The sequence below is a fragment of the Microbacterium sp. C5A9 genome (assembly GCF_022627955.1).
Taxonomy (GTDB): domain Bacteria; phylum Actinomycetota; class Actinomycetes; order Actinomycetales; family Microbacteriaceae; genus Microbacterium.
Window position 1 is genome coordinate 637,929 of the sequence record NZ_JABXGD010000001.1, and the last position, 18,556, is coordinate 656,484.

The 18,556-nt window shown below is 68.3% G+C and carries 16 protein-coding genes; 3 read left to right on the plus strand and 13 right to left on the minus strand.

Annotated features, from left to right (window positions below; all coding sequences use genetic code 11):
• Position 1: 1 nt before the first annotated feature.
• The 5 genes from HWD99_RS02860 to HWD99_RS02880 form a co-directional block, all read right to left on the minus strand.
• On the minus strand, positions 2-1,090 hold the full coding sequence (locus tag HWD99_RS02860; RefSeq protein ID WP_241794731.1) for an N-formylglutamate amidohydrolase: 1,089 nt from the start codon (positions 1,088-1,090) through the stop codon (positions 2-4).
• 31 nt (positions 1,091-1,121) lie between these two features.
• Positions 1,122-1,844, minus strand: coding sequence for a DUF6882 domain-containing protein (locus HWD99_RS02865; protein WP_241794732.1), 723 nt, complete (start codon positions 1,842-1,844; stop codon positions 1,122-1,124).
• Between the two features lie 157 nt (positions 1,845-2,001).
• Positions 2,002-3,366 carry a Gfo/Idh/MocA family protein gene (locus HWD99_RS02870; RefSeq protein WP_241794733.1) on the minus strand — a complete coding sequence of 455 codons (1,365 nt, stop codon included), beginning with the start codon at positions 3,364-3,366 and terminating at the stop codon, positions 2,002-2,004.
• A 16-nt stretch (positions 3,367-3,382) separates the two neighbouring features.
• Positions 3,383-4,294, minus strand: coding sequence for a carbohydrate ABC transporter permease (locus HWD99_RS02875; RefSeq protein ID WP_241794734.1), 912 nt, complete (start codon positions 4,292-4,294; stop codon positions 3,383-3,385).
• Positions 4,284-5,225, minus strand: coding sequence for a carbohydrate ABC transporter permease (locus HWD99_RS02880; RefSeq protein ID WP_241794736.1), 942 nt, complete (start codon positions 5,223-5,225; stop codon positions 4,284-4,286). Before HWD99_RS02880 ends, HWD99_RS02875 begins: the two co-directional genes overlap by 11 nt.
• Before the next feature lie 272 nt (positions 5,226-5,497).
• On the opposite strand from HWD99_RS02880, the gene HWD99_RS02885 reads away from it, so the two are divergent.
• Positions 5,498-6,811, plus strand: coding sequence for an ABC transporter substrate-binding protein (locus HWD99_RS02885; RefSeq protein WP_241794737.1), 1,314 nt, complete (start codon positions 5,498-5,500; stop codon positions 6,809-6,811).
• A 56-nt stretch (positions 6,812-6,867) separates the two neighbouring features.
• Complete coding sequence (locus HWD99_RS02890; RefSeq protein WP_241794738.1) at positions 6,868-8,517, plus strand: hypothetical protein; 1,650 nt, start codon at positions 6,868-6,870, stop codon at positions 8,515-8,517.
• Positions 8,518-8,572: 55 nt separating this feature from the next.
• Here HWD99_RS02890 and HWD99_RS02895 read toward each other — a convergent pair whose 3' ends face one another.
• The 8 genes from HWD99_RS02895 to HWD99_RS02930 all read right to left on the minus strand — a co-directional run bounded on the left by HWD99_RS02895 (position 8,573) and on the right by HWD99_RS02930 (position 17,018).
• Positions 8,573-9,442, minus strand: a complete 870-nt coding sequence (locus HWD99_RS02895) for a glycoside hydrolase family 43 protein (protein ID WP_241794739.1) — start codon at positions 9,440-9,442, stop codon at positions 8,573-8,575.
• Positions 9,439-10,458: a LacI family DNA-binding transcriptional regulator gene (locus HWD99_RS02900; RefSeq protein WP_241794740.1), complete on the minus strand. Its 1,020-nt coding sequence runs from the start codon at positions 10,456-10,458 to the stop codon at positions 9,439-9,441. The genes HWD99_RS02895 and HWD99_RS02900 overlap by 4 nt, the downstream gene beginning before the upstream one ends.
• A 124-nt stretch (positions 10,459-10,582) precedes the next feature.
• Positions 10,583-11,386, minus strand: a complete 804-nt coding sequence (locus HWD99_RS02905; RefSeq protein WP_241794741.1) for an HpcH/HpaI aldolase/citrate lyase family protein — start codon at positions 11,384-11,386, stop codon at positions 10,583-10,585.
• Positions 11,371-12,156: a 2-keto-4-pentenoate hydratase gene (locus tag HWD99_RS02910; protein ID WP_241794742.1), complete on the minus strand. Its 786-nt coding sequence runs from the start codon at positions 12,154-12,156 to the stop codon at positions 11,371-11,373. The genes HWD99_RS02905 and HWD99_RS02910 overlap by 16 nt, the downstream gene beginning before the upstream one ends.
• Before the next feature lie 25 nt (positions 12,157-12,181).
• On the minus strand, positions 12,182-13,342 hold the full coding sequence (hpaD, locus tag HWD99_RS02915) for a 3,4-dihydroxyphenylacetate 2,3-dioxygenase (RefSeq protein ID WP_241794743.1): 1,161 nt from the start codon (positions 13,340-13,342) through the stop codon (positions 12,182-12,184).
• A gap of 30 nt (positions 13,343-13,372) precedes the next feature.
• Complete coding sequence (hpaE, locus tag HWD99_RS02920; RefSeq protein ID WP_241794745.1) at positions 13,373-14,869, minus strand: 5-carboxymethyl-2-hydroxymuconate semialdehyde dehydrogenase; 1,497 nt, start codon at positions 14,867-14,869, stop codon at positions 13,373-13,375.
• Positions 14,866-15,552, minus strand: a complete 687-nt coding sequence (locus HWD99_RS02925; RefSeq protein ID WP_241794746.1) for a GntR family transcriptional regulator — start codon at positions 15,550-15,552, stop codon at positions 14,866-14,868. Before HWD99_RS02925 ends, hpaE begins: the two co-directional genes overlap by 4 nt.
• A complete protein-coding gene (locus HWD99_RS02930; protein WP_241794802.1) occupies positions 15,549-17,018 on the minus strand; it encodes a fumarylacetoacetate hydrolase family protein in 1,470 nt (489 codons plus the stop codon). Before HWD99_RS02930 ends, HWD99_RS02925 begins: the two co-directional genes overlap by 4 nt.
• Positions 17,019-17,172: 154 nt before the next feature.
• Between HWD99_RS02930 and HWD99_RS02935 the strand changes: the two genes are divergently transcribed.
• Positions 17,173-18,552: an MFS transporter gene (locus HWD99_RS02935; RefSeq protein ID WP_241794748.1), complete on the plus strand. Its 1,380-nt coding sequence runs from the start codon at positions 17,173-17,175 to the stop codon at positions 18,550-18,552.
• The last annotated feature ends 4 nt before the right edge of the window (positions 18,553-18,556 follow it).

Here is an 18,556-nt window from a genome sequence, read left to right on the forward strand (position 1 = left end):
TTCAGAGCTCCCGGTACAGGTCCCACGACCGGCGGCACGCCTCGGCGACCTCGCGGACGTGGGCGGGATCCTCCGTGATCCAGTCGGTGCCCGGCTGGTGGAGCTCGGCGACCGCGGCCGAGCCGAGCAGGAACTCGCGCAGGAACTCCGCCTGCACCGCGTCCAGTTCGAGCGCAGCCTCGGCGGCGGCGGGTGCGAGCTCGCGGAAACGTCGGCCCGCCGCGAGGATCTCCTGGCTGCCGAGGTAGGGCTGATTCAGGGCGACGTCGGTCGGATCGTCGACCCGGAATCCGGCGCGATGCGCGTCCGCAAGGGCCCGGAGCCTCTCGGGCGCCATCGTCGGCGGATCGGCGGGATCGCGTTCGTCGCCGCGCGCACCGCCGCGATTGGAGAGCGCGACGACGGAGGGAAGGCGGTCCTTTTCGGCACGGGAGACGTTCACGGCGCCATCGCGCGTCGTGGTGGTGTTCATGGTGTCGTGGAAGGACAGCCGGGTGAAGCGGCCGCCGGTCCTCAGCTTCGCCTCGACGAATCGCTCGGTGAGAGCGTCGCGTGTGCGCTCGTAGACACCGAGACCCCGTTCGCCGACCTCGACGAAGGTCTGCACGAGTCGGTCGCGCTCGACCTCGTCGGCCGGAACCTCGAGGATCGGGAAGAACGAGAACGTCACCGGACGGATCGCATCGACGCCCGTGAGGTCGACCTTCTGCCACGCGCCGGCCGCACGTGTGCGCTCGATCGCCGCGCTGAGATCGCCCGCGATGTCGGCGGGACGGGCGCGATTGGGATCGCGGACGAGCCGGGGATGCGGATTGAGCACGGCGACCACGCGGGGGTCGGTCCTCGCCCACTCGCGCACGATCGCGTCGGTGGCGACATCCGTGAAGTCGTACTGGAGCCGTCGCGTCAGCGCCGGGGAGAGGAACGGCACGAGCTCTTCCGGGATGCGAGCCCCCGCATGCGGGCAGCTCACGAGCACATCCGCCTCGGCGACGGCCTCGTCGAGGCTGCGGTTCTCGGCGTCGGCGTAGACGGTGATCTCGTCGGCGGAGAACGTCCGGCCGGCGGGGATGAGATCGAGAGCGCTCATGCGCTCATGCTAGCCGCGGGGGCGCGGGAGGTCAGCCCTGTGCGTGCAGGCTGCTCTCGATGTTCGTGATGCGCGCCTGCTCATCGAAGTGGAACGTCGCCGATCCTGTCGAGTCCGCGACGGTCGCGCCCGAGAAGGACTCGTCGGCCCAGGTGAGGTTCCAGCCGGCCAGGCGAGCCGCGTCCCATACGGCGGTGCGGGCATCGGGCATCGCGAGGCCCGAGAGGATGCGGGGGAGGGCGATGGCCGCTGCGGCGACGGTCAGCGGGGGGATCGGCGCGTCGAGCAGGAACACGGCGGACGTGCCTCCTCCGACCGGGGCGATGTAGTAGGGCGCTCGGCCGGTGAGCTCGATGGCGACCGCTCCGACCGTGTGGGCTGCCTGCGTGATCCACTCGGCATCGTCGGCCGCGTCATCGGGGAAGGGGAGCTCGGTCCGGCTCAGCTCGGCGATGCCGTGCTCGGTTCCGTAGTCGCGGAGCTGCGCCGCGATACCGGCGGCGTCTCCCTGGGGATGCGCCCATGCCCAGAGGAGCGAGCGGGGGCCGGGCGCGATCGTGGCCACGAGATGAGCCCGGGTCACCAGCTGGCGGGTGGCATCGGCGTTCGACGTGAAGGTGATCGTCCCTGCCGCCATGTCGGCATCCCAGCGGTTCTCGCCGAGAGTCTCGAGCGCCGAGGCGAGCGAGTCCTGGCGGAGCGCGGTGAACAGTGCGGCACGGTCGGCGAGCGGCTGGAGCGCGGCGAAGGTCATGGTCCCAGTCTCGCCCGGATTGCTATGAATTAGCCAGTGTCGCGAGGGGCGCGAATGGCAGTTCGCGGGCGCGGAAACCGCCATTCGCGTTCCTCGAAGGACGAAGTTCAGAGCACGGCCGTCGAGCCCCGTGCGACGAACCACCCCGTCGTGCGAATCAGACGGCCCGTGCCCGTACCGCCCGTGGCGAGAAGAGCGCCTCTGCGCCCCCGAGCTCCAGATCGGAGATCCTGACTGCGGCGTCCGAGGCGAGCGACCGGTTGCCGGCGAGACCGACCGCAACACTGCGGATGCCGTCGGTCCAGTCGGCCGTGCGACCCAGCGGGTCGGCGAGACCGCCTCGAAACACATCGTGCAGCAGCATGTCGTCGCCACCGCCGTGACCGCCGGCGCTCCCGTCGATCTCGACCACGCGCGCGCGTCCGAAGTGCGGCTGGACGACCAGACGCTCGCCGACGGGGCGCGAGGGGTCGTCGGAGACCAGATCGGGTCGAGCGCTGGGATCGACGATGGTCCTGCCGGCCTCGTCGACGGTCACCGACCCGCGCTCCACGACGTTCAGCTCGGCACGACCGCGTGTCCCGTTGACCGACACCGTGTAGCCCTCCCACGGGGAGTGGGCATTGAGTGAGTACGACATGGTGCTGCCACGGGCGTAGTCGACGACGAGCGACAGGTTGTCCTCGATGGTGATGCCCTCGTCGAAGACGTCGCGATCGCGGAGGTAGCCGTCGAAGTGCTCCTGGTCGAGGTACAGGCCTCGCCATACGGGATCGGTGCGCAGGTCCAGGCTGAAGGGATCGTGCAGGGTCGAGTCGGTGGTCCCTCGCTCGGGTCTGGGTCCCACATCGCGACGGCGGGCGTTCTCCGCGCCGTAGAAGCGCAGGCCTCCTGCGGCGAACACGCGCGCCGGAGTGTCTTCCAACCACCAGTTGACCAGGTCGAAGTGATGGCTCGCCTTGTGGATCAGCAGCCCTCCGGATCGCGACTTGTCGCGATGCCAGCGACGGAAGTAGTCGGCACCGTGCGCGGTGTCCAGCACCCATTCGAAGTGAACGCTCGTGACGTCCCCGATCTCGCCGGACGCGAGGACCCTCTTCAGAGCGGTGTTGCGAGGTGAGTACCGGTAGTTGAAGGTGAGGATGACCTCCCGGCCGGTGCGCTCGACGGCGTCGGCGATCCGGCGGACGCCCTCTTCATCGATCGTCAACGGCTTCTCGGTGATCGCATCCGCACCCGCTTCGAGAGTGCGCACGATGTGGTCGGCGTGCGTGTGATCGGGGGAGGTGATGATGACGCGGTCGACGCGGTGACGTGCGATCGCGTCGCCCAGATCCTCCGGGGCGAACCGTGCGGGTGCGCCGAGCCCCGGATGGCGGGCGAGCGACCACTCCCGGCGTCCGGTGTTGGTGTCGGCCGCCGCCACCAGTTCGGCATGTTCGGCGTGGGCGCCGGCGATCGCCTCGAGGTACATCTGCGCGCGTGAGCCGGTTCCCACGATGGCGTAGCGGGTTCGTGTCATGGTGTCGTCCTTCCGACTACTTGATGCCGCTGGTCGCAGACCCCTTGATGAGGAACCTTTGACCGAACAGGAAGATGAGGAACAGCGGGACGAGCGAGACGACGCTCATCGCGAACATCGAGCCGTAGTCCGAGCTGGATTGCGCATCGAGGAAGCCCTTCAGCGCCAAGGAGGCGGGGAACAGCTCCGGAAGGCGCACGTAGATGAGGGGCCCGAAGAAGTCGCCCCACGTCCAGATGAAAGTGAAGATCGCCGTGGTCGCCAGCGAGGGAACGATCATCGGCAGAGTGATCTGGAAGTAGCTGCGGAAATGCCCCGCACCGTCCATCCGGGCCGCTTCGAACAGCTCCTTGGGCAGGCCACGGATGAACTGGACCATCAGGAAGATGAAGAACGCCTCCGTCGCGAGGAACTTCGGCGCGATCAGCGGGAGGAATGTGTTCAGCCAACCCAGCTCCTTGTAGATCAGGAACTGGGGGACCAGCAGGACCTGAAACGGCAGCATGATCGATCCCAGCATCAGGACGAACGCCAGCGTGCGGCCGCGGAACTTCAGACGAGCGAAGGCGTAGGCGGCCATCGAACAGGACAGCAGGTTGCCGACGATCGCTCCCAGGGCGATGACGGAGGAGTTGAACAGGAACACACCGAACGGCGCCTGCAGGTCGTTCCACCCGTTGACGTAGTTGTCGAGCGTGAGATCGGTCGTGAACACGCTGAGGTCGCGGAAGATCTGATCGTTCGGCTTGAGGCTCGACACGACGAGCCAGATCAGGGGGTAGATCATCAACAGGGAGGCCGCCGACAGTGCGAGGTGCTTGCCGATCGACCGCGCACGCTGCAAGAGGGGTGTGCGGGCGCCCGCGATGCGCCGACCCCTCAGGTCGGTGCGCCCCGGGCGGAGCAGAGTCTCGGTCTCAGTCGTCATAGAACACCCAATACTTCGAAAGCCAGAAGTTGAACGCAGTGAAGGCGGCGATCACCAGCAGCAGGAACCAGGACATCGCCGAGGCGTACCCCATGTCGAGCTCGGTGAACGCCTCCTTGTAGAGCAGGAGCGTGAAGAACATGGTCGAATCGCTCGGTCCGCCTGTGCCTCCGGAGACCACGTAGGCCTGGGTGAAGGACTGGAAGGCGAAGATGATCTGCAGCACCAGATTGAAGAAGATGACCGGTGTGAGCAGCGGGAACGTGATCGAGAAGAACTGACGGACGCGCCCGGCGCCGTCCATCGACGCCGCCTCGTAGTACATCTCCGGTATCTGTCGCAGACCCGCCAGGAAGATCACCATGGGCGATCCGAAGGTCCAGATGTGCAGGACGATCAGGGTTCCCAACGCGAAGTCCGGGTGGCCGATCCATCCTGGACCGTCGATCCCGAACCAGGCGAGGAAGCCGTTGACGATGCCGTCCTTGCCGAAGACTTGACGCCACAGGATCGCCACGGCGACCGAGCCGCCGAGAAGGGAGGGGAGGTAGAAGATCGATCGGTAGAACGACAGCCCGCGCATCCCCTTGTCCAGGAGGATCGCAAGCCCCAGTGCGAGCGCGAGCTGCAGCGGCACTCCGACGAACACGTAGATCAGCGTCACGCGGAACGAGTTCCAGAAACGCGCATCCGAGAACATCTCGACGATGTTGTCGAACCCCGACCAGACCGGCGGTCGCAGCAGGTTGTAGTCCGTAAAGGAGAGATACAGCGATGCGATGATCGGACCGATGGTGAGACCCAGCAGGCCGATCAGCCAGGGTAGGAGAAAGACCAGCGCCGCCTTGTTGTCGGGGAATCTCTCTTTGACCCGTATCGCCGGACCGCGCCGGGAGCGGGCGATCGTGCGTAGTTCGCCGAGACTGCTCACGTGACCTCCTTGTCATGTCTCTGATCCGATGAGAAATCGGTTTCACGAATTCTCCGATTATTGACGCGACTGTGACGATCCGTCAAGTCGAACCCGCCCGAGGAATTCGGGGAGATCGTGAATTCGTTGCCTGTGACGCGAAATGCGTTGACAGGAGAATCCCGTCGATGTTAGCTTCTTTCGAGAAATCGGTTTCTCCTGACTCATCGTCTGAGCGGACCGAATGCCCTGACATCCCGGCCGCCCAGGCGGCCTCAACTGAAAGAGGCGCAATGACGCGTATCATCCGTGCCCATGCGGTCATCGGCTCCGCCGTCGCCGCGACCCTTCTGCTCGCGAGTTGCTCAGGCGGCACAGCAGACGGGGGATCCGTCGATGACTCCGGCGAAAAGATCGAACTCGAGATGTCCTGGTGGGGGGACGACAGCCGCGCCGCGCTGTTCGGGGAGGTCATCGACCTGTTCGAGGCCGAGCACCCGAACATCACGGTCGTGCAGACGCCCGTGGGTGCGCCGGACGATCTGTTCAACCGCCTGGCGACCGACTTCGCGGGCGGAGGCGACACCGCTCCCGATGTGTTCGCCCTCGGTGGGGCCAAGCCGCAGGAGTATGGAGAACTCGGCGCCCTCCTGGATCTGTCCACCGTCGAGGAGCAGCTCGACTACAGCCAATACCCGGACTTCTCCCTCACCAACGCGACCGTCGACGATGCGCTGTACGGGCTGCCGACGGGCGGCAACGCGACTGCCGCGTTCGTGAATCTCGACGTGTTCGCCCAGGCCGGTGTCGAGCCGCCGAGCGAGGGCTGGACCTGGGGCGATCTGATCGACGCGGCCGGTGAGATCGGCAGCGCCGGCCTGACCAACGCGGCGGGACAGCCGATCTACGGCATCGACCTGCGCATCGGAGACGTCATCGGAACGTACTCCGGTCAGGTCAGCGAGCTGGGGATGTACGACTGGGACGGCCAGCTGGGCGTCACCGCCGAGGACATCGCGGGCTGGTATGAGATCGAGCAGGAGCTTTCGGACGGCGGCGGCCTGCCGGACCCATCTGTCGTCACCGCGAACTGGCAGCTGCCGCCGGACCAGCAGCCGTTCACCCTCGGGCAGGCCGCGATCACCTTCGGGTACAGCAACCTCATGAGCGTGTATGCCACGGCAGGTGAGAACGTGCAGATGATGCTGCCGCCGTCGTCGACGAAGACCTCGGGCGTCGCGCTGCTTCCCTCGGCATTCTGGGCGATCAATGCGGCGACCGATCACCCGCAGGCGGCAGCGCTGCTGGTGGATTGGTTCTTGAACGAGCCCGCCGCTGCAGAGCTCATCCTCGACTCCCGCGGTGTGCCGTTCAACCCCGCGACCCTCGAGGTCGTGTCCCCCCTGCTCAGCGCGCCCGGCCAGATCGCCGCGGACTATGTCGACGTCGTGCTCGACGAGGGTGTCGTCGCCCCGCCCCAGCCCGCCGGTGGATCGATCATGAACGAGCTGTCCCAGCGCATGGAGTCCGATGTGCTGTTCGGTCGATCGACGCCGGACGAAGCCGGGAAGAAGTGGGTCGACGAACTGGGCGCAGCCCTGAAGTGAAAGATTCGGCGGTGGGGCGCGCTGCGCCCCACCGCCGATCTCCCGAGGAGAGCATCATGAGCGACGCACACCGTGCGGACATCAGGCGCCGGCTGCGAAGTGCGCATCCTGCGCGCGACGCCGGCATCGACGGGACACCGTTGGGCGCGGCCCTCGATGGGTCGGGAGTACGTTTCGCCGCCTCGTCGGGACCGCTCGAGCGGCGCTGGCTCGAAGCGCTCGGCCAGCTTTCGCGCTGCATCCGTCCGCTCCTCGACGGCGTGCCGGTGCTCAACGAGGGCGGTGTGTATCGCGGATGCTGGATCGAGAGCACAGGAACGATCAACACCGAGGTGCTCGGTCGGTTCGCCCCCGACATCGCTCGCGACACCCTGCGGCAGTTCGCCGTGCATCAGCGGGCGGACGGGATGATCCCGTACAAGGTGACCGACGCGGGACCCGGGTTCAGTCAGATCCAGATCGTCACCCCGCTCGCGCGCGTGGTGTGGCGTCACTGGCTGTCGACCGGGGATCGCGATCTCCTGCGGACGATGTACGCGGCGATGGTGCGGTACGACGCGTGGCTGGCCCGATATCGCGACACCCGCGGCACAGGCGGAGTGGAGGCGTTCTGTGCGTTCGACACGGGACACGACCTGTCGCCCCGGTTCTGGTTCGCCCCGGACCGTGCTCTGCACGGCGATGCCCGCGAGTGCGATCCGCTGATGCCGGGGGTGCCCTTCATCGCGCCTGACCTCACCGCGAACGTCGCGTGCCAGCGCTCGTACCTCGCACTCATCGCTGCCGAGCTGGGGGACGACATCGAGGCCGAGCGCTGGCGGGTCGCCGCCGAGACGTCGCTCCGGGCGCTGCACGAGCACTGCTTCGACGAGGAAGACGGCTTCTACTACGACAACGATCGCGCCGGGCGGCACGTGCGCATCGAGAGCGATGTTCTGGCGCGCGTGCTCGCCTGCGAGGTGGGCGACGCGGAGTTCTTCATCCGCAGCCTGCGCCGTTACCTCATGAACACACGCAAGTTCCTCGCTCACTACGGCTTCACCTCCCTCGCGATGGACGACCCGCGCTTCGACCACGACGCGGGACGCAACAGCTGGGGCGGGCCGGTGAACTTCCTCGCCCTGCTCCGTGCGCCGGAGGCCTTCGAGCGCCACGGACACGTCGCCGAGCTCAGTCTCACAGCATCCGCGGTGTTGTCCGCGATCGCCGTCGCACCGCGCTTTCCGCAGTGCCTCGATCCCTGGTCGGGCACGGCCGGTTATACCGAGGAATACGCGCCGTCCATCCTCTGGTTCCTCGATGCGATCGAACGGCACAGCGGGATACTCGTGCGTCCGGACGGGGGGATCTGGTTCTCGGGACTCGCACCGACCCGGCTCGAGCACGGTGCGGCTGCTGATGCCGTCGGCTACCGCCGCGCGGTCGACGGGCAGGCGTGGGAGCTGGTCGCGGACGATGAGATCGTCGAGGTGCACCGGAACGACATGTTCGCGTTCTCGTTCCCCCGGGGCTGGCGCGTGGAGACGGATCGAGCGGGCGCGCCCACCGCTGTCGTGGGACTCGCCGCCGGCGCCGTCGAGGGCGAGCTCACGCTTCCCGGAGGAGGGACCCGGCTGACAGCGACGCCGAACGAGCGCATCGCTCGGCGCGACGGTGCTGTCGACGAGCGCACCGCGGTCGAGTTCGTGGGCCCGGTCTTCGACTGAGTCGCACTCTGCCGGAGGGTGCCGTGGTGCGCCTCCGGCGGCGCACGTCCGCGCGTCACGCGCGCAGGCGCAAGCCCTTGTCGGTCTCCTCGAGAGGGAAGAACGCCGCGCGTTCCTCCGGAGTGCGGTTCGGGGTGTGCAGCGCGAGCAGCAGGTCGCCGTCGGCATCCGCGAAGATCATGCCGTGCCCGCCGTCGGCCGGCCAGATCGCGTGTTCGCTCTGGGACCAGGGGCCGATGATCGAGTGGGATGCGGAGGTCGCCACGCCCATCGCATAGCCGGAGTCCCCGAAGCTGGACCACAGCATCAGCAGCCGCCCGTCGCGGGTGCGGTGCAGCGAGGGGCCGTCGGTGACGAACACCTGCGGGAATTCGGGCCGGGGGATCGAACGCGCCCACGGCGCCTCTGATGCTCGGAACAGCAATCGCGGCGCACCCACCGCGGTGCGCAGGTCGTCGGTGAGCCGCATGGCGTGCACCTCGCCATCGCCGACGTCTTTCCACTCGTGGCAGAAGACGAGGTAGGGGACGCCGTTCTCGATGTGCAGGGTGCCGTCCAGGCACTCCCACCCGCGCGGGGTCAGCGGTCCGTCGGACCATGGCTCGTAAGGGCCTTCGGGGCGATCGGCTCGCAGCACCTGGGTGCCCCGACGGTGCCCCTCTGCCGTGAAGGTCGCGAACATGTAGAAGCCCGAGTCATACCGGTGCACCTCCGGCGCCCAGTACTGCGTGCGAGACCAGAAGTCGCTCGGCGGACGGAATGCCGGGAGCGGACCGTGCCATTCCTCGAGATCGTCGCTCCAGTAGGTGTCGAATCCGGTGGCGGGGCCGCTCCAGATGTTCACGTCGGTGCTGCCGAACAGCCAGTGGCGTCCCGCGTCGACCAGGACGAACGGGTCGCGAATCTGGATCTCGTCGAGTCTCACGACTCCGCACCGTCTTCCTGCCTCGGCGGTGCGGTCGACCCTCGGATCTCCAGCCTCGGCTGGAACACGACGTCGTGATCGGGAATGTCGCCGTCGATGAGTGCCCGCATGCGGTTCCAAGCCAGAGTGCCCAGGGACTCGTGCGGGACGGATGCCGTCGTCAGAGGCGGTGTCATGAAGCGAGCGAAGGGGATGTCGTCGAAGCCGGTCACCGAGATGTCGTCCGGCACGCGGAGGCCCTGCTCCTGCAGTCCGTGGATCAGGCCGATGGCGACCAGGTCGTTGAAGGCGAGCACCGCTGTCGCGCCGCTGCGGGCCACGGCGGGCGCCGCCGCCAAGCCGTGCTCGCTGTTCGCCCCGCCGCGCACCCGGGTCAGGGACAGGTCCTTCGTCGAGCCCGTCACATCGCCGATCCCGCGGAGTCGGTTCTCGTTGGCCGGCCCGTCCGGGCCTTCGACGTAGGCCAGGTGCCGGTGCCCGAGGGAGTGCAGATGTCGTGCGAGCGCCTCGAGCCCGGCTCGGGAGTCGACCGTCAGGGTGGGCGCGGAGGTGGAATGACTCGAGCGGTTCAGGAGTACCACGGGACCCAGCGCGTTGGTCGTCTCTCCGAGTGCCGCGTCGGGCATCCGCGGCGCGCACAGCACGAGAGCATCGCAGCGGCGGCGCACCTCAGCCGCCAGCAGCGGTTCGTCCTCGGGTGATTCGGCCGAATCGGCGACGAGCACGCGGTACCCGTCGGCTGCGGCGGCCTTGCTGAGACTCGCCAGCACCGCCTGGAAGCTGGGGTTGGTGAGGTCGGGCACGAGGAACGCGATCGCCTTCGTCTGTCCGAGGGAGAAGCTGCGGGCGAGGTGATTGGGGGAGTAGTGCAGCTCCCGGGCTGCCGTCCGGACGCGCTCGGCCGTCTCGGGGTCGCCGAAGAACCGATCGTTCATGACGCGCGACACTGTGGCGGGCGAGACGCCCGCGGCCTGCGCCACCGCGCTGATCGTGGTCGCTCCGGAGCGTGGAGTCATCGGGTTCTCCTCCCGAGCGGTGAGCGGTGAGCGGTGCGGCCGCTGGCTCGCGGCTCACGTCAGTGTATCGGTGAAACCGATTTCTCGCATCGTCTGACGGTCGATCCCATCGTCGAGCGACTTCTCAGTAACTCGCGCGGGTGCTGTCGTCGGACGTCGGGATGAACCGGGTGGCCAGAGCCTCGGATGCGCGCGCGAGCATCGCCACGTCGGCGCCCACCGCCACGAAGTCGGCGCCGGCCGTGATGTACGCATCGGCGGCAGCCGGGTCGAAGGCGTTCACGCCGACGGGGACGCCGACGGTCGCGACGGCGGCGAAGACCTGCTCGACGGCCGCGACGACCTCGGGGTGCGTCTGCTGCCCCAGCAGCCCCATCGAGGCCGAGAGGTCAGAGGGACCGACGAAGATCGCGTCGACACCGTCGACCGCGGCGATCTCGGAGGCCGCCTCGACTCCCGCTGCCGTCTCGATCTGCACCGTCAGGGACGTGTGCGTCGCGGAATCCTGCAGGTATCCGTCGACCCTGTTCCAGCGCGCACTGCGCGCGAGCGCACTTCCGACACCGCGCACGCCGGCAGGCGGATACCGGGTCGCGGCGACGGCCGCACGCGCCTCGTCGGCCGATGACACCATCGGCACGATGAGGTTCTGCGCGCCGAGGTCGAGGACCTGTTTGATCGCGACGACGTCGTTGACCGGGACGCGGACCACCGGCGTGATCGGATACGCGGCTGCCACCTGCAGCTGCAGCAGGGTCGATTCGAGCGTGTTCGCGGAGTGCTCCATGTCGATCAGGAGCCAGTCGAGCCCGGACCCGGCGGCGACCTCGGTGACCAGCGGACTGCCCGAGCAGGCCCACATCCCGATCAGCGACCGGTCGGAGGCCGCGAGCTGCTCGCGGAAGGAGGGGCTCAGATGAAGCGGCATGCGATCGTTCCCATCGGTCCGTAGTCACACAGCACCTCGTCGCCGCGCGACACCCACATCGGGCGTGTGAACGATCCTGCCAGGATGATCTCCCCGGCCTCCAGACGCGCGCCGTGCTGATGGAACTTGTTCGCGAGCCAGGCGACGCCCGTCGCGGGGTGCCCGAGCACGCCGGCCGCGACGCCGGTCTCCTCGATCTCGCCGTTGCGCGAGAGCACACCCGGTACCCAGCGGAGGTCGATCTCGTCCGGACGCTTGCGCACGGTGCCGAGCACCATCGCTCCATAGGCCGCGTTGTCGCTGATCGTGTCGACGATCGTGCGACCCTCGAGCTCGATGTGCGAGTTCAGTACCTCGAGGGCGGGCACGGCGTAGTCGATCGCCGCGAGGGCGTCATCGAGCGTGCAGTCGGGCCCCTCGAGCGGATGCTTGAGCACGAAAGCGAGCTCGACCTCGATGCGCACGTTCGAGAAGTGATCGACCGGGATCTCGGCGCCCGACTCGTGGACCGTGTCGTCGAACATCACACCGTAGTCGGGCTCGGTGATGCCGGTGGCCTGCTGCATCGCCTTGGACGTCAGGCCGATCTTGCGCCCGACGAGCCGACGGCCCGCAGCGATCTGCGAGTCGCGCCACACGCCCTGGATCGCGTACGAGTCCTCGACCGTGGCCTCGGGATGGCGAGCGGTGATCCGGGGGATCACCCCGTGGGTGCGATCAGCCTCGGCCAGCTCTGCGGCGATCTGTTCGATGGTGTCTGCGGACAGCATCCGTCTCTCCTCTGCGTCTGATCGGTCAGAGCTGGTGGCCGAGCTTGTACTCGCCCTGCTTGTACTCGGGCATGCCCTCGTCGTCGGGACGCGTGTACGAGAACCCGTCTGCGCCGATCGTGACGGCCATCTCCGAGCTGTCGGTGCGGGCGACGACCGGCTGCGGATTGCCGTCGAGATCGAGCACGAGCGAGGCCTCGGTGTACCAGGAGGGCACGACGGGGTTGCCCCACCAGTCGCGGCGCTGGTTGTCGTGCACGTCCCATGTCACGACGGGGTTGTCGGGGTCGCCCGTGTAGTAGTCCTGCGTGTACACCTCGACGCGGTGGCCGTCGGGGTCGCGCAGGTACAGGTAGAACGCGTTCGAGACACCGTGCCGCCCGGGGCCCCGCTCGATCGCGTCGGAGCGTCGGAGGGCGCCGAGCTTGTCGCAGATCGCCAGGATGTTGTGCTTCTCGTGGGTCGCGAAGCATACGTGGTGCATGCGCGGGCCGTCGCCGCCGGTCATCGCCGTGTCGTGCACGGTCGGCTTGCGGCGCATCCAGGCGGCGTACACCGTTCCCTCGTCGTCCTGGATGTCCTCGGTCACTCGGAAGCCCAGGTCCTGCATGAACTTGACGGCTCGCGGCACGTCGGGGGTGACCTGGTTGAAGTGGTCCAGGCGCACGAGCTCGCCGGGGATGTGCAGGTCGTAGCGCCACGACATCCGCTCGACGTGGTCGGACTGGTGGAAGAACTCGATGGGGAAGCCCAGCGGATCGACGACGCGCACCGAGTCGCCGACGCCCTTCACGAACCCGTCGGGGTTGCGGCGCACGTCGCAGCCGAGCTCGGAGTAGAACGCGACCGCGAGGTCGAGGTCGGCTGCCGAGCGGACGCGGTACGAGAACGCGGCGACCGCGGCGATCGGTCCCTTGCGGAGCACCAGGTTGTGGTGGATGAACTCCTCGGTCGAGCGGAGGTAGATCGCCTCGTCGTCTTCTTCCGTGACGTACAGGCCGAGCACGTCGACGTAGAACACCCGCGAGGCGGCGAGGTCGGTGACGACCAGTTCCATGTAGGCGCAGCGCAGCACATCGGGCGGCGTGCTCTCGGGGGTCGCGACGGGGTTGTCGGTCTGGATCGGAGCCTCCTGGCTCACGTAGTAGCCCGAGGAGGTCAGCGTCTTCGCGGTCTTGTCGGTCATGTCAGCGTCCTTGCTCACGTCGGGTTCGGGTCAGTTCTTGCCGAAGGTCGGGTTGTGGGCACCGCCGAGCGTGATGTGCACGCTCTGCTGGTCGGTGTAGAAGTCGATCGAGCGGTAGCCGCCCTCGTGACCGAGACCCGAGGCCTTGACGCCGCCGAACGGGGTGCGCAGGTCTCGGACGTTGTTGCTGTTCAGCCACACCATGCCGGCCTCGACGGACTGCGCGAAGTTGTGCGCGCGCGTCAGGTCGTTGGTCCAGATGTAGGCCGCGAGGCCGTACTTCGTGTTGTTCGCGAGCGCGAGCGCCTCGTCGTCGGAGTCGAACGGCGTGATCGCGACGACGGGCCCGAAGATCTCCTCCTGGAAGATGCGGGCGTCGGGGGAGACGTCGGCGAACACCGTCGGCGCCACGAAGTTGCCCTCGTCGAAGCCCTCGGGGCGCCCGCCGCCGGCGACGAGACGTCCCTCGGTCTTGCCGATCTCGACGTAGCTCATCACCTTGTCGTAGTGCTCGGGGTGCACGAGGGCGCCCACCTCGGTCGCGGGATCGTGCGGGTAGCCGACTCTGACGCGCGTCGCCTGCGCCGCATAGCGCTCGACGAACTCGTCGTAGATCGCGCGCTCGACGAGGATGCGGGATCCTGCCGTGCAGCGCTCGCCGTTGAGCGAGAAGACGCCGAAGATCGTGGCGTCGACCGCGGCCTCGAGGTCGGCATCGGCGAACACGACGGCGGGAGACTTGCCGCCGAGCTCCATCGACAGGCCCTTGAGGAACGGCGCGGCGTTGCCGAAGATGATCTGCCCGGTGCGGCTCTCACCGGTGAAGGAGATGAGCGGGACGTCGGGATGCTTCACGAGTGCGTCTCCGGCGTCTTCGCCGAGTCCGTTCACGAGGTTGAAGACGCCGTTCGGAAGACCTGCCTCCTCGAAGATCCCGGCCCACAGCGAGGCCGAGAGCGGCGTGAACTCGGCGGGCTTCAACACCACGGTGTTGCCGGTCGCGAGTGCGGGACCGAGCTTCCACGACTCGAGCATGAACGGCGTGTTCCACGGCGTGATGAGGCCGGCGACGCCGATCGGCTTGCGATTGACGTAGTTCATCTGCTTGCCCGGCACCTTGAAGGCGTCGTCGGACTGCGCGACGATCAGGTCGGCGAAGAAGCGGAAGTTCTCGGCGGCGCGACGTGCCTGCCCGAGGGCCTGCGTGATGGGGAGGCCGGAGTCGTACGACTCGAGCTCCGCGAGTCGGGCGTCGCGCGACTCGACGATGTCGGCGATCCGGTGCAGCACCCGTGAGCGCTCGCGGGGGAGCATGCGCGGCCACGGGCCCTCGTCGAAGGCCCGCTTCGCGGCGGCGACCGCGAGCTCGATGTCGGCCTTCTTGCCGGCGGCGGCGGTCGTGTACGTCCGGTTCGTCACGGGGTCGAGCACATCGAACGTGTCGCCGTCGACGGAGTCCACGAACGCGCCGTCGATGTAGTGCTGGATGTGGTCGGGCAGATCTGCGGGAATGCGGGAATCGGTCATGACTCGTCTCCTCCGGTGGGGTGCGAACGGGTGTGCAGCGCATCGAGGAAGGCATCCCTCGTGCGCCAGCGGTGGTTGCGTGCGGCGAGCTCGATCTCGAGCGGATCGGCGTCCGCACGGATCAGCTGCAGGATCTGCGTGTGCTCCTCGACCGAGTGCCGGGCGCGGCCGGGAACGTAGGCGAACGTCGAGTCGCGGATACCGGAGAGCCGGGACCATCCGCGGTGCACGAGATCGAGCAGATGCGGGTTGGGGCACGGGCCGAACAGCAGCGAGTGGAACTGCCGGTTGAGCTCGGTGAAGGCATGGGCGTCGAGGTGATCGAGCATCCGGGTCATCCGTTCGTTGACCGCCTCGGCGGCGTCGAGCGTCGCGGCGTCGAGCAGAGGCGCCGACAGCGCCGTGGCCGCACCCTCCACGAGGCCGAGTGTCTGCATCGTGTGCGCGTACTCGCTCTCGTCGACGAGCGTCACGCGCGCTCCCACGTTGCGCTCGAACGTGACCAGGCCTTCGGCTTCGAGCCGGCGGATGGCCTCGCGCACCGGCACGACGCTCATCCCCAGCTCCTCCGCGAGCGAGCCGAGAACCAGCCGGTACCCAGGGCCGAACGTGTGGCCGGCGATGCGCGCGCGGATCCAGGTGTAGGCCTGCTCCGACTTGCTGGAGGTCGTGGCAGAGGTCATCGCCGTGGCCCGTCCGCGGATGCCGTGCCGGTGGCGGCCTCGTACTTCGCGCGCCACTCGCCCGTGAGCGGGAAGAGCCCGTCGACCGGATGGCCCGCGGCGACCTGCTCGGCGATCCACGCGTCTTCGGTCTCCTGGGCGAGAGCATCGTCGGCCACCTGCTCGGCGAGCGCGGGCGGGATCACGATCACGCCGTCGCCGTCGCCCACGATGATGTCGCCGGGCTGCACGGTGGCTCCGCCGCACGAGATGATCGCATCGACGTCCCAGGGCACGTGCCTGCGTCCGAGCACCGAGGGGTGCGCGCCCTGCGAGAAGACCGGGAGGCCGATCTCGGCCACCGCGTCGAAGTCGCGCACGCCGCCGTCGGTCACCACGCCCGCCGCGCCCCGGGCGCGGGCTCGAAGCGCCAGGATGTCGCCGAGCGTGCCGGTGGTGGCGTCGCCGCGCGCCTCGATCACGATGATCTCGCCGTCGTCCACGGCGTCGAAGGCGCGCTTCTGCGCGTTGTAGCCGCCGCCGTGGCTTGCGAAGAGGTCTTCGCGGAAGGGGACGAAGCGCAGGGTCTTGGCGGTGCCGACGATCTTGGCTCCGGGGATGTTCGCGGACACGCCGTCGATGAAGCAGGAGTGGTGTCCCCGCTTGCGCAGCTGCGCGGAGAGCCCGGCGGTGGGTGCCTCGAGCAGCTTGGCGCGCAGTTCGGGGGAAAGCGCCGGAACAGACGTCTCGGCGGGAAGACCTGCGGCGTCACGAGAGCCCCAGGCTTCGGCGCGCTGCAGATCGTCGACCGCCGGGAGGGAGCCGAGGTCGCCGTCGAACGGGGTCTCGCCCTGCGTGACCGTGGTCACCAGGCGGCCGGTGGTGGGAGCCCCCGCGGCATCCGGAGCATCGACCTCGATCTCGACCACGTCGCCGGGCACGATCACCGACGACCCTGCGGGTGTGCCGGTGAGGATGACGTCGCCGGGCTCGAGCGTGAAGTGCTGGGAGAGGTCGGCGACGAGCTGGGCGAGCGGGAAGATCAGCCCGGCGGTGGTGTCGTCCTGCCGCAGCTCGCCGTTGACCCAGGCGCGCACGCGGAGTGCCGACGGGTCGACGGTGCGGGCGTCGATGAGGTCGGGGCCGAGCGGCGTGAAGCCGTCGCCGCCCTTGGAGCGGACGTTGGAGCCCTTGTCGTTCGCGCGCAGATCGTAGAGACCGAGGTCGTTCGCGGCGGTGACCCACCCCACGTGATCCCAGGCGTCGGCGAGCGAGACGTGGCGCGCCGCTGTGCCGATCACGAGAGCGATCTCGCCCTCGAAGGCCAGCAGCTCGGTGCCGGCGGGGCGTTCGACCGTGCCGCCGGAGGCGCCGACGGAGCTCGCGGGCTTGAGGAAGTAGGAGGGGGCGGCCGGGCGGCGGCCGCGCTGATCGGCGCGGGACGCGTAGCTCAGGTGGATCGCGATGATCTTTCCGGGGCGGGTCATGGATGCCGTCACGGGGGCGCCTCCTCGCGCTCTTCGGCGACGCCTTGTGCGTCGTATTCGAAATCATATATCATCGGTTCCACCCCCGGCAAGCATCCGAATCCCCCTCGCGAGCACGCCGTGACAATGCAGTCACAACCGAAGGAGACACCCCATGAGCGGGCAGTCAGCACAAGGGTTCACCCCCACCGGAACCATCGCGACACCGGCGGATCGCCGTCGGGTCGTGTTCGCCACGGTCGTCGGGACCACCGTCGAGTGGTACGACTTCTTCATCTACGCCACGGCCGTCGGCCTGGTCTTCGGACAGCTGTTCTTCGAGCCGCTCGGCGCGAACAGCGCCATCATCGCCTTCGCGACGGTCGGAGTCAGCTTCCTCTTCCGTCCGCTCGGGGCGTTCCTCGCCGGTCACTACGGCGACAAGCTCGGGCGCAAGACCGTGCTCATGTGGACCCTGATCCTGATGGGCGCGGCGACCGCCCTCATCGGAATCCTCCCGACGTACGAGGCCATCGGCATCGCCGCGCCCATCATGCTCGTGCTCCTGCGCATCATCCAGGGCATCTCGGCCGGCGGCGAGTGGGGTGGAGCGGTGCTGATGGCCGTCGAGCACGCGCCCCGCACCAGGCGCGGCATCTTCGGCGCGTCCCCGCAGATCGGAGTGCCGCTCGGCCTGCTGCTGGCCTCGGGAGTGATGGCCCTCATGACCGCGATCGCGCCCGGCGACCAGTTCCTGCAGTGGGGATGGCGCATCCCGTTCCTGCTGAGCGTGGTGCTGATCCTCATCGGCTACTACGTGCGCCGCAAGGTCGAGGAGAGCCCTGTCTTCACCGAACTCGCCGAGCGCAAGGAGAAGGCGAAGATGCCGATCGTGCAGCTCTTCCGCAAGCACCTGCTGCTCGTGATCATCGCCGCCTTCGTCTTCGCCGGCAACAACGCCGTCGGCTACATGACCACGGGCGGATACATCCAGGGCTATGCGACCAACCCCGAAGGACCGATCGGACTCGAGCGCGGACCCGTGCTGTGGGCCGTCGCCGGCTCTGCCGTGACCTGGCTCATCACGACGCTGATCGCCGGGTGGCTGTCGGATCGCATCGGGCGGCGCACCACCTACATCATCGGCTGGATCATGCAGCTCGTCGGCGTGTTCACGCTCTTCCCGCTGGTCAACACGGGTCAGATCGGGATGCTCTTCGCGGGGCTCGCGATCCTCACCATCGGTCTCGGCTTCACCTACGGCCCGCAGGCCGCGCTGTACACCGAGCTCTTCCCCGCCAGCATCCGCTTCTCGGGCGTCTCGATCTCGTACGCGATCGGAGCGATCGCGGGCGGCGCCTTCGCCCCGACCATCGCGACCGCGATCGTGCAGGCGACCGGTTCGACGCAGGCGGTCACCTGGTACCTCGCGGGCATGACGGTGCTCGGCCTCGTCGCGACACTGCTGCTGCGCGACCGCTCCGGGATCCCCCTGGGGCCGGACCACGAGGACGAGCAGTCCGTGAGCCCGATCTACGGCCTGGCCAAGGCCTGACGCC